The organism is Nitrospiraceae bacterium, from assembly GCA_019637075.1.
GTDB lineage: Bacteria > Nitrospirota > Nitrospiria > Nitrospirales > Nitrospiraceae > JAHBWI01.
Window position 1 is genome coordinate 421,682 of sequence record JAHBWI010000001.1, and the last position, 15,153, is coordinate 436,834.

A 15,153-nucleotide genomic window follows, 5' to 3' on the forward strand; every position below is an offset into this window, starting at 1 on the left:
ATCTCGTTATTCGTGAAGCGTATCTCGTGATCGAAGCCGTATCTCGTCTGTCGTATCTCACGGGAACAACCATCCGCCGCCGGAGGCCTTTTTCAACATCCTGCTCACATTTTTCCCGCCAGGGTCGGCGTCGATCCACTGAGCTTTGCCGCCCTGTACTGCAGGTCCGGCAGCTTCTGCAGCCCGAACTTACAAATGTAGAGAAAAATGTACTCGCGAATGTAGAGGCGCAAGTCCCAGCCGGGATTGTGATTGCGCTCGAATTCCTCGAAGACCCGTTCAGCTTCTTCGATGCTCAACCCCTGCTTCACGGTGAAGTAGTAGTCGAGCGCCAGGTCCCACTCGGGATTCTTGTAGGCCGTCACGCCGAACTTGTCCGGGTTCTTCGCCACCGGGTTATGCCGCCCCAAGTCGAACGTGCCGAACCCTAGCGAGTGGACGTAATCCTTGTTCTGTTCCAGGAACTCCACCGACGACCAGGCCTCCTCGCGCGTCTCGCCGGGAAAGCCGAAGAACCCCATGCAGTGGTTCCAGATGCCGGCGTCCGCCGTGTACTTCAAGTGCTTGGTCATGATCTCGGTGGTCGTCGCCTTGTCCATGAGCCTCAGCACCCGCTCGTTCCCGGACTCATACCCGAAGTGCAGGTACTTGCAGCCGGACGCCTTGGCGTCCTGCCAGACCTGATCCTCGAGCAGGCTCTTCTCGAACCGCATGTGGGTCGTCCAGAAGATATCCATCTTGCTGTCGATCAAGCCGCGCGTGAGCTTCCTGAACAGGGCCGGCGGGTAGGATTCGTCGGTGAAGTGGAAATGCTTCGCCCCGTACTTATCGCGCAGGTGCTGAATCTCCCCGAGGATGTCCTGGATCTTCTTCGACCGGTAGCCGGCCGTGTAGCCTTCGCCGTGGTCGCAGAACTCGCAGCGGCCCCAGTAGCAGCCCCGTGTCGCGAGATAGGGCAAGATCTTCGTCGGAACGAAATACTTCTCCAGCGGCAGCCCGTCGAAATCCGGCGGCGGCAGGCTGTGCATATCTTCCGCATAGCTGGTGGCGGAGACATGGACGCCGGTCGCATCCTTATAGATGGTGTTGGGTACGTCGGCCAAACTCTGCTTTGCCCCTACCGCGGAGACGAGCTGGACGAAGGCCGTCTCCCCTTCATAGACCACGGCGCTGTCGAAATATTGAAACAGGGGCGATTGCGGGAGTACGTCGCGCAGGCGCGTGACGGTGTTGCCGCCGATCGTCACGTGGATCCGGGGGAAGTGCTGCTTGATCAAGGCACAGAAGGTCATGGAGGAAAAGAGCTGCTGCTGGAGCACGATCGAGATGCCGACGACGTCCGGCTTCTCCGCCTCGAGCACCGGCTTCACCAACTGCTCGAACACGTCGCGGTAGACGTTGACTTGGATGTCGTTCACCGCCTCGATGACCTCAGAGGAGACGAACACCTTATAGGAGAGGTCGGTCTCCATCGGCGGCATGCAGATCCGGGCCGGGGCATAGACCAGCGAGATGACCGCCGTCACTTCGCGGAAGACTTGAATGGCCCATTCCAACTGATCGATATCGTAGAAGACTTCGCCGCGAACGATCGCCTTGGCCTTCTCGGCCTTCTTGATCAATTCGTCGATCCGCTGGCGGCTGATGTCGCAGAGCTGCAGCTGAAGATCCTGCTCCCATTCCTCCAGATCGCGCTTCTTGGCCAGCTTCCGCAGCCGGTCGAGCTGTTGCGGCACCTTGCGCAGGACCTTCTTGAGGAAGTCCTCGCTGAAGTACCAGTCCCACATCTCCAAATTGATGTCTTTCTGGACGACCTGGTGGCCGGCTTGGCGGAGGACCGAAGTGAGGGACGGGAGGCTCAGATAGGGTTCGGAGGGGAACCAGTCGGGCGGGAAGATCAGCAAGACCTTCATCTTCCGGCCGGCGGCGGCTTCGGACGACCGGCGCTGGAGCATGATCAGCTCGCGCGAGGCCCGCTCGCCTTTGTTGTACTCAACCCGCATGGATCTCTATATGGGCTCAGCCCCCGGAGGGGCTAAAAGATACAATTAAATGGCTGAGGAACGAGGTCATTGTACGGGCCTCGGAGAAACATGGTCAAGGGCTGGGCCGAGACCCCCCCGGTGACTCCCTTGCCCACGGAACGCGCGCCCTCAGAAGGACCTCGTTCGACGGGCGCAGTGGGAGCAACCGAGGTGCCCCGGCAGGAAGGGCAACAAGCGAGCGTGGAAGGTGATCTGCCTCACATAGTTCGTCAATGCGCCCACAGGGGAACAGCCGGGAACCCCTTTGTGCATGGCCCTCGTTCCTCATGCCGGGGGTGATGGGTGAAAGGAAGGACTATGCTGGATGCGTGCTGCTTCCAGCCTGAATAGCCTGTCACCGGCACGCTGGGGATGCTGGACAAGCGGCTTGATCGGGCATACTCTTCAGCGGCTCGATACCAGACCCACTATATTTCTGATGGCCGTGTTTAGCCCCTCCCACATGGCCAACTATGCGACAAAGCATCGGCTTGTGTGGCAGGGACAATCAGCATGACCGTGAAGCATAAATCCCGTTCCATCTGTATGGCCGGTGCTTTCTCCATGCTGTTACGACGCGTCACCATAGGGTTGCTGACTACCATCCTGTGCGCGTCCGCTGCTGCCGCCTCCGACAAAACGGGCAGAGAGAAGAATGGTCTGATCGGCCCGGTCCGATCCGTCGTGACCATGGCCGCGGATCTTTCACAGACCGAATCCTACGACCGCGCAGGCCATCTCGTCGAGGCGGTCATTTACCTCCAGGACGAGAACAGCGCCACCCGCTATGTGTTTACGTACAATCAGCTGGGTGAGCAACAAGAAGAGGTCGCTCATAGTCCAGACGGGACGATTCTGTACCGCAAACTCTTCGCACATGCGCGCGACCGCGCCGGACGAGAAACCGCCTTGGTCGCCGCCTCTCAAGATGGCGAGTTTCACCATGCCGAATTCTCGATCTACGACAGAGATGGAATGGCATCTGAGACGATTCATACCGATGGCACAGCGACGAGCAGAAATCTTTTCGATGTCCTGGGGCGCCTCCTCTACTCAGGGCGCTATCGGGAGGGGCGCTTGCTCGGTGAGTTGTCTTGGACCTATGCCGTCGACGGGAGAGTGATGGCACTGACCAGTTACAGCGCCGACGGGGCCGTGACGGGGAAAAGCCTGCATGAATACGATGTATCAGGAAGGCGCGTCAGGACGACGACCGAGACGATTCAACACGGCGCGACCAGCAGATGGATCACCCTCTACGAATACGACGGCGCAGGTAACTGGATCAAGGAGGTGACGAGGAAGCAGACCAATCAGCCATCGGACATCGGGACGGATTCAACCCAGATCGTGCAAGAGCGGCTCATCGACTACTACGATGAACGCTGACGCGTAGCGGCGGGATGCGAAGAGGAGCGAGGAAAGAGTTTCGGGTCCTGTCGTCGATCAGCCCTCGCGTGCTCGCACCCCAGCCCGGTGTGGGGTCCCCCGCTCCGCACGCCAGGGCACCCAGATCGGCGCCACCCGAAACTCTTTATCTGTTGGTGAGGGCAAGGCACTACCCTTGGCTAGGAAATGAAGGAGATGGAGCATTGGTGATGCGTGTTCGTTCTCACCATTCAGTGATTCACTGCGCGCGCACAAGGCTCCGGTTCGACGACCTCGGTTCCAACCTGGCTGCCGGCGCTAGGCCACGGGCTTGTTGGCCGCCGCTCGCATCATCTGCCGTTGGCTGCGCCGGCGGGTTTTATCCCGTCGCCAACAATCGGCAGGCTCCGGGTTGAACGAGTTCTGTATAATGCTCGCCACCTATAGAATAGGCTGTCCTGATCTCGGCGGACCGGCGGAAACACAGGACCCGATGGCCGCGCCGACAGCCAGGCACCTGTCCGGCTAGACCACTTCACCCACTTCTCTGACAGTTCCTGCCCGACAGGAAATGGATGCATTTCAGGCACCACCGCAGCGATTAAATTACGATTGATTTCGTAGACCGTAAGGCGTAGGAAATGACGCGCCATCCTTCGGAGCACGTTGATTTCACAAACGAAGACAACTCACTAGTCGATCCCCACGGGATGTATATAGAAACACGCCAAACAATTGATATGTTAGACGGCTGAACCAACTGAAACAGGTGACATCTTGAGCGAGCGGGCAGCATTGACCTCGGAACCGATGAAAGCTATTCGTCTTGTCGACTATCTGCTACGGCTGGCGACTCTTCGCACAAAGCTCACTCGGGACATTTCCGAATACGAGAAAGTTCTATGGATATCGGACGTTCCGCAGGAGCGATCTTGCTTCACGCAGGCGTGGGGACCTGACGAGGAACATGAGTTAGACGAATGGATGGAAGTGACAAACAGGCGCGAGCCAGAACTGCCAACCGTCCCCCATCCGTGCAAAGACTGGGTAAACCCATCGGCGCTTCGCAACAAGGACGATTTGCCGGAACTCTTCCCGGAGATTACACGACAAATACAGAATCCTGATTGGTGGGAAGGATCGGACCAGCCAGAGACAATCCCTCATACCGAACGCCTTGAGGATCATCAGGAGGTTTCACAAGCATGGAATCGCTATGTTGAAGGCAAATGGTTGCCTTGGACGGAGGAACACAACTCATGGGAAAAGGTCCACAAGATCTACTGTAGCCTTTTCGCTATTCACCAGGCACAACTCCGCCTTGGCGAGGAATACGAACTCGTGCATGGGGTTGGTCTACTGACGTGGCAGACGCCAACCGGCCAACGCGTCCGACGTCACATAGTCGTTGCAGATGCCATTCTGGATTTTGAAGCTCGCTTGGGTAAGTTCACTGTTCGTCCTCACCCTGACGGTGCCAAGCTTCGGCCTGAGCTCGATATGCTGGATATCGAAGAGCAACCGACACGCGCGGAGGAAACTGCGAAGGCCTCATTAGCCATCGCCGAAGACGATCTGTGGGACAGAGGTTGCGTGGAAGGCGTCCTTCAGGTTCTGGCACATTCCCTCAATTCAGAAGGTGTTTACGACGACTCACTGGAAGCAAAGAACTCCCATGCAACGGCGAAGCCTATTGTGGAATTCGCCCCAGCATTGATCCTCCGGAGACGCACTGCCAAAGGCCTCACCGAAACCCTGCAACGCATAAGGGAGCAGCTCGAGCGTGGCCAAGACCTACCTCGCGAATTCGCCGACTTGGCAGAGATGCGTTCCCAGGATAGTTACGAGCCCAGTGATCGGTCTGAGGAAGTTAGCCAAGAATCTGCCCGTGACATCTTCTTCCCCAAACCATCAAATGAGGAGCAACGCCGCATTGTCGAAAAAATTCAGTCATCAAGCGGCGTACTCGTGCAAGGCCCACCGGGAACGGGCAAATCTCATACGATTGCCAATCTGATCTGCCATTTGCTTGCTACAGGACGGCGCACACTAATCACAGCAAAGACACCCCGAGCACTACAGGTGCTCGAAAGGCTTGTCCCCGAGGAACTCCGTCCCCTCTGCATCAACCTGCTTGGCAGCGGCCTCGATGAGCGCCGCTCCCTCGAATCTAGTGTCGGCGGCATTCTGCGAAAGAACGATGGTTGGAGCACCGACTTGGCCACCCTTGAGCGTACGAACCTAGAAAACAACCTGCGAGCCCTCCGCGAGGAAAGAACCCGCGTCAATCGGCGCCTCCGCGACATTCGCGAATCCGAGACTCATACTCAGTCGATTGCAGGAGGCGCTTATCGTGGGACGGCCGCCAGAATCGCCGAAGCCGTAAATCGTGACCGGTCTGCATACGAATGGTTCATGGATTCTATACCTTCGGAAAAGGCTTGCCACGTCTCCACAAACGACCTCCTTGCCATTCTGGAGGCTCTTCGCCGCTTTCCAACGGAAAAGCGCGAGGAATTAGCGCTTGCATTGCCCGAGGCATTGCCATCCACTGAGCGCTTTACTGATCTCGTACGGAGTGAAGCTCAGGCGATAGTAGACGAGCGGCTCTCTGAAACTGGCGCCGATGAGCCCATCGCAAATCTGCTCGCAAAAAGCAATTCCGTAGCCATCGAATCGATTTGTGCCACTCTATCCACTTTTCGCGATACCCGCAAACGATTGCTGTCTAGGCCGCATTCTTGGATGAATGAAGCCTTACGTGATATCACGAGCGGCGACTTGTCCTTGTGGCATGAACTTCTACGTGTAACGAAAGACGTAATTGCGTCCATCGAAGAACTCGTTACGGTAGCGGACAACACCAGCATCGACTTCCCGGGTACTACTGACATGCGAACGTTGCTTGACGACGCCCGCAAACTCAATCAACACCTGCAAAATGGCGGAAGTCTAGGTTGGGGCGTCTTTCGGCCCAAGCCAGTAAAAGAGCGATTGTACATCCTTCGATCTGTGAAGGTGGGTGGACGTCCTTGCTCAACAGTCGAGCATTTCTCGACTCTTGTCGATGCCCTGCATGTACGCATTGAATGCGGGAAGGCATGGGGATTTTGGGAAGGCCGAACCGAACAAGTTCAAGGCCCATACGCTCTCCAATTGGCAGCTCTCAAGTCGCTGCGTGAAGCGCTCGAAAATGCCTTGGCTGTCGAGACACTCCTCGTCCGGTGCCGTGAAGCACTAAAACAATGCCCGGACATGCACGAGCCCACGTGGGCCGACGAAATTCAAGTTGGGAAAACCGTTTCATCATGCCGCCTTGCCTTAGCCCGCATCCGCAAACGCCTTGCCACTGAGGAAATCCATTCTATCGACGTTGCGCTTTCCCGCATAGCCGCCACAAAGAATGCGCACCCGGTAGTGAATGATTTGCTTAAGGCTATTCGCCATCGCGACGGAGATGGCTTCGCTCGGTGCATCAATACAATTCAGGAATTGAAGAAACAGCAGCAGATCCTTCAGAAAACGGACCATGACTTTTCTGAGCTCCGAGGATTGCTCCCACACTTTATGAAGTCATTGGAACACACTTGTTCCGAATCGCACTGGGAAACAAGAATTCGAGATATTAGCGCTGCCTGGCAATGGGCGCAGGCCCGCCATTGGATTGAGGATTACATTCGGCAGGAAGATGCTCCGGCGCTTGCAAAGCGCGCAAAACAGATCGACGATGAAATAAACGGCGTTATTGCAAAACTTGCAGCCATTCAGGCCTGGGCATTCTGTTTCCAGAGAATGGAAGAGCCACATCGCCGACACATGGAGGCGTGGTGCAAGCATGTCAAATCGCTAACCAAAACCGGCAAAGGCAAACGTGACTTTCGTAATCGTCAAGCGGCACAGCGTAGCTTGAATGAATGCAAGGATGCGGTTCCTGCATGGATAATGCCTTTGCACCGCGTTTGGGACACAGTGGATCCAACACCAGGCATGTTCGACGTAATTATAGTAGACGAGGCTTCTCAGTGCGGGTTTGAAGCATTGCCCCTTTTGTATTTGGGGAAAAAGATCTTGATTGTCGGAGATGATAAACAGATCAGCCCCAGCGGGGAATTTCAAGATACAACGCCGATCAACAAGCTGCTGGACGAATATTTATATGATTTCAATTTTAAAGAGTACTTCGATGTCAATGTTAGCCTTTTTGAGCATGGAAAACTCCGCTATGGAACTCGGCGCATTACGTTACGCGAGCACTTTCGCTGCATGCCGGAGATCATTCGCTTTAGCAACGATCTTTGCTATTCCGACACACCACTAATTCCCCTAAGGCAGTATGGCCCGGACCGCCTTCCGCCCCTGAGGCAAGTTTTTGTGGACGGTGGACATCGCGAAGGGTCGAGCAACAGAGCAATCAACCGGCCAGAAGCCGAGGCGATTGTTGAAATGATTCGGCAACTGTGCGGTGATCGCCGGTATGATGGCAAGACCATGGGCATAGTAGTACTTCAAGGCGAAGCTCAAGCTGCTTTGATCGAGCATCAATTGCTTGAGAGACTGGGTGCTGAGGAAGTGGAACGGCGGCGCCTGGTCTGCGGCAATCCATACAGCTTCCAGGGTGACGAACGCGACATCATGTTCTTGTCGCTGGTGGCAGCCAGCAACGAAAGAATTGGGGCTCTGACAAAACCGTCAGATGAAAGACGCTTCAATGTAGCGGCCAGCCGTGCTCGTGACCAGATGATTCTATTCCACTCACTGACATCTAACGACCTTAGCGCATCGTGCCTTCGACGACGATTGCTGGAGTTCTTCGAGAGCACGGCGCCACGGCAAATTGCTGGAATTGAGCGGGACGAACTAGAGCGGCGGGCAGCGCAGGATAATCGGAGACTTGTGAGTGCCCCAGCACCCTTTGAAAGCTGGTTCGAAGTGGACGTCGCTCTTGAACTTCTGCGCAAGAACTTTACAGTGCTTGCCCAATACGAATTTGCTAGCAAGCGGATCGATCTTGTAGTTGAAGGCGGGCAGGCGCGTCTGGCCGTCGAATGCGACGGCGACCAATGGCATGGCTCTGACCGTTACGAGACAGATATGCAACGCCAACGCCAATTAGAGCGCTGCGGGTGGGAATTCTTCCGCGTAAGAGAAGCAGCATTCTATGCCAACAAAGCAAATGCGCTTCTCGGTTTATGGGGGGCATTAGACGCGAGAGGCATCTTACCGAACTTACGCCCTGAAGGCTCGTCCCGTGAAGATAATTTGGAAACGCGAAGAACGAGCACATCGGACTTCAATGATGATGCAGTTGACGATGGCTTGAACGAAGATGAAAGCTATCTATCTGGGAGGTCAGACGAGGACTTCATAGAATCAGGTCGTCGACCTGAAGAGATAACTGCGGGCGAGATTCAAGACGCCATTATTCAGGCTCTAAGAAATCGCCCCAACCTGTCGTGCACATTGCATTCGCTCACCACCCGCGTACTCAAGGAGCTAGGTGTGATGACACGTGGAAAGCCCCGTGAGGCTTTTGAGAGACGAACCATGAGGTCTGTCAGCATCCTTGAGAAGCGCGGCCAGATCGAGACCTACAAAGCCAAGAACAGGAGGCTGAGACTTCTCCAGCAAGAAATGGCGTAACGAGGTGCCATACCGAGTGGTAATCCCGCGATGCTCAAAAACGACCAGTGATGAAATAGAAAGATAAAGAGAAACCGGTGCCAGGAATCATTTCAGCCCCCGAGGCGATTCCGACACCATCTCTCCATCTAGCCTCTTTGGGGATTCGTTCGGTTCTTCTTCGATACTTTCCTTGCAGGACCCCTTTTGGATGAGCCCCTACTCCCCTTAGGCTTTTGCTTACGGTCTGCCGTCAGAGTCCTGGTTCCCGGCTTTGATGAGCGGATCGGCACAACCCCGAATGCCTGCTCATACTTACTTGCCAGTATCTTAAATCCATCGGTATCGGGATGCATATCGTCAAAGAAAGGATACTTGGTGGTCTCTCCTCGGCAATCGAGAAATCGTACGTTCGGAAACGCTTTAGCAACTGCCTTAATGGAGTCGCTCAAATGATCAATGATAACTTTCACGACTGCGTTCCAGGTCGTCTTGGGGTAGCCCATTTTCTGGAGGTATTGCCCGATATATTTCCCGTCTTTATAGGTCGGTCTTGGGAAGTCATACGCATAGCAGATAGTATGAAGGGAAGGAGCAGCCATCGCGATCTGGTTTAAGAGTGCCCGATAGCCTTCGGCGATATCCCGCAATAGGCCGACTCCCTGTTCTGAAAGACATTTTTCAATCGGACGGTTTGAGTCGTATGTCTGAACAAGTTCACCGCGCGCCAGTGACTGCTGCAAGTCGTTGCCCCCACCGCTGAAGATAAACCAGTCTGGGTTGAATCGAGGGATCTGCTCCAAATATTCCTTGGTCGCCAGCATCTGGCTCAGCGTATCCCCCCAATGCGCAATATTCTTAACTACGACTCGGTTGTTCGAATGTAACCGATCAGCGATGGCTTCTGGCCACATGATCGGAGGCAAGTTAAACCAAGAATCTCCTTCGGCAAGTATTCGTTTTAGGCCGGTTGGGACGAGTGCTGCCAGTTGTCGCTCCTGTTCGGTCCTCTTTGCGAAATAGAGTTCACGGTCAACGTCATACCCTGCCGGCGGAGCATCCCTCAATGCGCCGGGCTTAAACCTCACACGGACCATCGGGCATGTGGGGTCACGCTCTAAAACCTTTCTGTAATCTGCGGCTTTCAACGCTCCACTCTTCAATCTTGCATCAAACTCTGCAAACGAAAGTTTTGCAGCCATATGACCTCCTAAAATGATCCAAGATTGGATTGGCTCTCAGCAATAGTGCCAGAAATTACACTCTCAATGAAGAGGCGCACGAGCCATGCAGCCTACCGCAATCTGAGCAACCGACGATTCGAGGAGAAGGGAAATGGTGCCAGCTATCATTTCTTACCCCCTAAACTCGCCCACTAAGCCACAACAATGCGTCCATTTAAATGAGTACTCCGAGCTGCGGAAGTTCAATATACTTCTCCCAGCAATCTCAACTTCTAGAACAACCATGACAATGAGAAAGGGAGGCTTATGACACCCACAGATCTGGCGCTCTTAGGATTGATAGCCGCTCTCGCCTACTATCTGGCGAATGCCAGACTCACTCTGTATGGGTGGCTCCTGACCAAGGATATGGAAGAACCACGTAAGGACAAAATCTGGAATCAGATCTATTGGATTACTCGGTTTCTCATTGTCACTATTCTCGCTGGGTTTGTCCTGTTTAGTGCCGGGGCACTTCTCCCCTCCCCGCCGGCAGATGTTCTACAGTTTGCGCGTGGCATTTCCCTTCTGATTATGGCGGGAGTCGTGATAGGGCTACTGATTTTTCACGCTATGATTATTGAAAGACCCAGGTAACCCGAGAGATGACCTTCTAAGAAAGCCCAAAGAGGAAATCGTGTCAGGAATCATTCTCTGGGTACGAATCGATTCCTGGCACCATTTCATTCTCTTTCTGCCACGTCGCAGCGCCGGAGCAAGCGAATCCGGACGCCTGGATAAGTACCCGCACCACTCGCCCGCCGCTGCTAAGAGAATCAGACTCCCTGATAAGACCGCTTGAGAATTGCCCCGTATAGTGAGAGCCGTCATTGGGCAATACACCGAGTGCGGTCACGCGCACGCACACAGGAGGACGGCTATGAGAACCACCCTACTATCATCCGAGCTGGACACCTCAACAGGTCACACCGGTTTCATGCGGGCAGTCTATGAACTGCTCGGGATCGTGCTGGTTCGCTTCCGGCCCTTGCAGAGAATCTGGGGCGCGTGGCTCATTGCTGTAAACGGGGCATGCCTGCTGTTCATCACGCACATTGAAGCGCAGATCGCCCTCGCCGCCGTCGGCATGGCTCTGCTCGCCCAAGCCTTGATCTATCAGCGCAAACGATTTATTCGACTGCTCGGCACCACGCACGTGCTGTGGGTGCCCATGCTGGCATGGATCGTCTCGCGTCTCGATACAATCCCGGATGGACACACCGCATTCCATGTCTGGCTCGTCACGCTCATCGCCACCAATGCCATCTCGTTGGCGATCGATGTCTGGGACGCAACGCGTTTCGTCCTTGGCGAACGTCAGCCTTACTACGTCTGGTGACGAGGGGGAACGCACGGAGCGCTTAAACGCGATGGGAGAAAACCGGGGCCGAGGTCAGATTGAGCAGGGCCTGCGCTCAGGGAGAAGAACCAGGGGCAGGATACGGAGACACAGGTGCCGGGCCCCCTTCACATCAAGAGCAAGAAAAGGGATTCGCCCTGAGCTCACCGGCAGGTGACAGGCGTCAAAAAAGGAACTGCTCCCGTTTTTCAGAGGACGGCGGCGCTCCCGGCTAGGCCGCGAACCGATCCTTTTGATCCCAGGCGAGATGCTCGAATTCGGCCTCATCCAGTTTGAGGTGCGCCAGGACCGCCTCGCCGATGGCAGCCCACTCTGGAGAATCCTTGCCCTTCCGCAGTCGGTGACAAATGCAATCCACCATCACCAAGACCGCAATCACGTTCCGGATATTGTCCTCGACCGGGGTGAGCGTGGGCGCCGCCCCGCCGAACAGCTCGCGAGTCCGGTGATGATTGAGGATGATCGTGCCGATTTCTTCCGGCAGATGCCAATGCCGGCTCATGAGCGCGCCCACGACGGCATGATCGGTATTTAAGTGCGCGTCCTCGAGGTCCGTCAGCGGCTGATCCGGCTTCTTCTCCGCCTCCCGCAAGACCTCCGCATACTTCGGATAGCGTTGCAGCAGAATCGGCATGCCGCAATCTCGAAAGAGCCCGAGCAAATACGCTTTGTCCGCCGGCATGATGGGCACCTCGCGCATCACACTCGACAGGACCAGCGCCGTGTCATTCGCTTCGTCGAAGAGGCGGTCGATTCCCGCTTGATTATCCCCGCCCTGAATCGCGCTCTTCATCGCCAAAGCAATCACGACGTTGACGACATTGGGCATCCCCAGCAACAACACCGCCTGGCGCAGCGACTCGACCTTTTTCGGCAACCCAAACAAGGGAGAGTTGATGGTTTTTAACACCGCCGCCGCCACACTCAGGTCCCGTTCGATAATGCGAGCCACAGCCTCCACGTTGGGATCCGGCTTGGCCCGCTCGCGATTGATCTCAAGCAGCGTCGCCGGTTGAGGCGGCAACGTCACCCCCTCCAGGATCTCCATGGCAGAATCTTCCGTCAGCTTCCGCAATACCACCGTCTTGTCCTGTTTCATCGCCTGTCCTTGTCAACGATGCAATATCGTTATTTATCGGTTCAGAAATGAATGTCCGTGGTCCAATTCCCCTGGCCACATTATTTCGCCATAGACACTCCCTTTTTGACAAAACTAAATTGATTTTTTGCAGGCACGGCTCAGCACAGGCACAGCACGCCGGCGAACGCTTCACGGAGTCGCTCTTCGTTCTGACCATTCCGCGCGAATCTTTCGGACCTGCTCCAGCGACTCAAACACCTACCCAGTGAGCGCTTCGGTACGATGGAGCCGATTGAACCGTTCGATGAAGGCATTCCGATCCGGTTTCCCTGGTTGGATAGGCCGGAGTTCGATCCCGCGTTACGCACCCAGCCTCTAGGCTGGTACAACCGGGGCAGGTCAGCACCACGTGCACTGTATCCATTTCGCCCGCGCTGAATCAGATCTGGTACTATCCCCCAGCCTGTGTCTGGTGACCTGAGCATGACCTCAACGGCACGGATGGCGCGTGACCTGAACCACACAACAGCCGGAGTACCAGTTCGTGGACGACAAGACCCTGGAGAACACGACCACCGCAACGTCGCCTGCAGGCCTCCTGGCAGCATGGCACAACCTCCCGCTGTATGGACGCATTGTGATCGGCCTGGTCTTCGGCGTCCTGGCAGGGCTGATGTTGGGCAGCCAGGCGGCCGTCCTGGCGGTGCCGGGGAAGCTGGTGCTGCGCCTCTTGGGTGCGCTGGCGCCGCCGCTGATCCTTGCGGCAATCGTGCACACGTTCATGACGACGCGCCTCGGCGGTCCGCTTGCAGCTCGCCTTCCATGGCTGTTGTTCTTGAACACGTTGGTCGCGATCACCGTGGGACTGACCGTCGCCAACATCATCCGGCCGGGACAGGGTGCGGGGCTTACGCCGTCGCCATTGCCCACCGAGACTGCGCATGCGGGGAATCCGCTGGTCGTCTTTTTCGACAATGTGCCCAAGAGCTTGCTGGGACCGCTGGGTGACGATGGGAAAGTCATCGGGGTCATCTTCGTCGCCGTGGCATTCGGGATGGCGTTACGCGATGAACGCCACCGTCCTCTCGGCACGGTCGAGCACCTTGTCGAACTCGTTCTGGAGTCCCTAATCAAGATTTTGCATTGGATCATCGCCGTGGTCCCGCTGGCCGTCTTCGGCATCGTGGCCAGCATCGTGGGCACGGAAGGCTTCGCGCAGTTCCAGGCGCTGGGCGTCTTTGTGCTGAGCGTGCTGCTCGCGCTCGCGATCCAGGCGGCCTATTACCTCGTGCGCATCCGCTTCGGGTCTTGGGTCTCCCCGGCATTGTTGATACGCGGAGGACGGGACGCGCTGGTCATGGCCTTCTCCACCGCCAGTTCAACGGCCACGATGCCGGTGACGTACATCGCACTGAAGGAACGCGTGGGCCTGCGTGAGCAATCCGCCAGAATGGGAGCGCTCGTCGGCGCGAATTTCAACAACGACGGCACCGCGCTCTACGAGGCCATGGCGGCGTTATTTATCGCCCAAATGATCGGAATGGATCTCAGCCTGTCTCAGCAAGTGATGGTGGTACTGACCAGCGTCATTGCCTCGGTCGGCGCCGCTGGAATTCCAGAAGCAGGCCTCGTCACGATGACCATGGTCTTCACAGCCGTCGGGCTACCCGTGCAGTACATCCCGGTCCTGCTGACCGTCGATTGGTTTCTCGACCGCTGCCGGACGGCCATCAACGTCATGGGTGATATGAATGTCAGCTGTCTGTTGGATGGGAAGCAGAAGGAATGACCCTCGGAATCGTGCGTCTCGCCCGCTCCGGTGAGCCTCGGCCCAGGCAAGAAGCGGTTCCAGGAATCATTTCAGCTGCTCCACACCAAATATGTCTGTCGTCTCTCCCCTACTGGTTCTGTGTAGGACTGGCTGTAGCAGAATGATCACCGGACTTGCGTAGTTCTCCAAGAGTCTGAGCAGACTGCTTTTCTGCGGCACTATCGGGCTGAAATCTCCAATCGCGGAAAGAAAACTCATCGGGCAGTGAAGAAGCTTTAGTGCCCTTCCAGGTTCCATAACATCTGAACGACCGCTCACCTCCGCTTTCGCTCATTGTGATGTCGTACTTGAGCGCATCGACAGATGTTCGTACTACCGTTCCCTGAAAAGACTTACGCTCATATGTTGTCGCAAAATTTGTTTCTGTGTAAGGGATTTGCTCGATACCCCCAGGAAATGCGCTCATGAGTGGGCCCAGAGCTGGAGCCAGCCCGTATCCAATCATCATAAATGGGTTTTTCGCCGGCGACGACAACTCCTCTTCCGTCAAACCGAAGTATGCTGACACGATTGGGGAATGCACCTGGAGCAACTTCTTCACTGTAGATGGTTGATGCAGCTCGACCAGAAGGTCCCAATTTTCAAATACAGCAAAGCGGACAAATCCCGCTTTATGCGTGTCGGGGTTGGTGAAATGCATGGTCACT

The 15,153-nt window shown here is 55.9% G+C and carries 9 protein-coding genes; 4 read left to right on the forward strand and 5 right to left on the reverse strand.

All coding sequences use genetic code 11. From position 1 onward, the window contains the following. Positions 1 to 104: 104 nt before the first annotated feature. Complete coding sequence (locus KF814_02000; protein MBX3234900.1) at positions 105 to 2,003, reverse strand: radical SAM protein; 1,899 nt, start codon at positions 2,001 to 2,003, stop codon at positions 105 to 107. A gap of 534 nt (positions 2,004 to 2,537) precedes the next feature. Here KF814_02000 and KF814_02005 point away from each other — a divergent pair. Both KF814_02005 and KF814_02010 read left to right on the forward strand, forming a co-directional pair. After that, a complete protein-coding gene (locus KF814_02005; GenBank protein MBX3234901.1) occupies positions 2,538 to 3,413 on the forward strand; it encodes a hypothetical protein in 876 nt (291 codons plus the stop codon). Positions 3,414 to 4,202: 789 nt separating this feature from the next. Beyond that, entirely contained in the window at positions 4,203 to 9,032 is a 4,830-nt protein-coding gene (locus KF814_02010) for an AAA family ATPase (protein ID MBX3234902.1), read from the forward strand. Positions 9,033 to 9,160: 128 nt separating this feature from the next. On the opposite strand, the gene KF814_02015 is transcribed toward KF814_02010, so the two are convergent. Then, the gene (locus KF814_02015) at positions 9,161 to 10,213 is read right to left on the reverse strand and encodes an SGNH/GDSL hydrolase family protein (GenBank protein MBX3234903.1); all 1,053 of its coding nucleotides are present in this window, start codon (positions 10,211 to 10,213) and stop codon (positions 9,161 to 9,163) included. A 901-nt stretch (positions 10,214 to 11,114) separates the two neighbouring features. Between KF814_02015 and KF814_02020 the strand changes: the two genes are divergently transcribed. After that, the gene (locus tag KF814_02020) at positions 11,115 to 11,573 is read left to right on the forward strand and encodes a hypothetical protein (protein MBX3234904.1); all 459 of its coding nucleotides are present in this window, start codon (positions 11,115 to 11,117) and stop codon (positions 11,571 to 11,573) included. A gap of 232 nt (positions 11,574 to 11,805) precedes the next feature. Here the strand turns inward: KF814_02020 and KF814_02025 are convergent, their stop codons facing one another. Together KF814_02025 and KF814_02030 are read right to left on the reverse strand one after the other, a co-directional pair. Next, entirely contained in the window at positions 11,806 to 12,693 is an 888-nt protein-coding gene (locus KF814_02025; protein ID MBX3234905.1) for an HDOD domain-containing protein, read from the reverse strand. A gap of 240 nt (positions 12,694 to 12,933) precedes the next feature. Further along, the gene (locus KF814_02030; protein ID MBX3234906.1) at positions 12,934 to 13,029 is read right to left on the reverse strand and encodes an integrase core domain-containing protein; all 96 of its coding nucleotides are present in this window, start codon (positions 13,027 to 13,029) and stop codon (positions 12,934 to 12,936) included. A 190-nt stretch (positions 13,030 to 13,219) separates the two neighbouring features. Between KF814_02030 and KF814_02035 the strand changes: the two genes are divergently transcribed. Continuing rightward, a complete protein-coding gene (locus tag KF814_02035; protein MBX3234907.1) occupies positions 13,220 to 14,464 on the forward strand; it encodes a dicarboxylate/amino acid:cation symporter in 1,245 nt (414 codons plus the stop codon). A gap of 109 nt (positions 14,465 to 14,573) precedes the next feature. On the opposite strand, the gene KF814_02040 is transcribed toward KF814_02035, so the two are convergent. Continuing rightward, positions 14,574 to 15,146, reverse strand: coding sequence for a hypothetical protein (locus KF814_02040; GenBank protein ID MBX3234908.1), 573 nt, complete (start codon positions 15,144 to 15,146; stop codon positions 14,574 to 14,576). Positions 15,147 to 15,153: the final 7 nt, after the last annotated feature.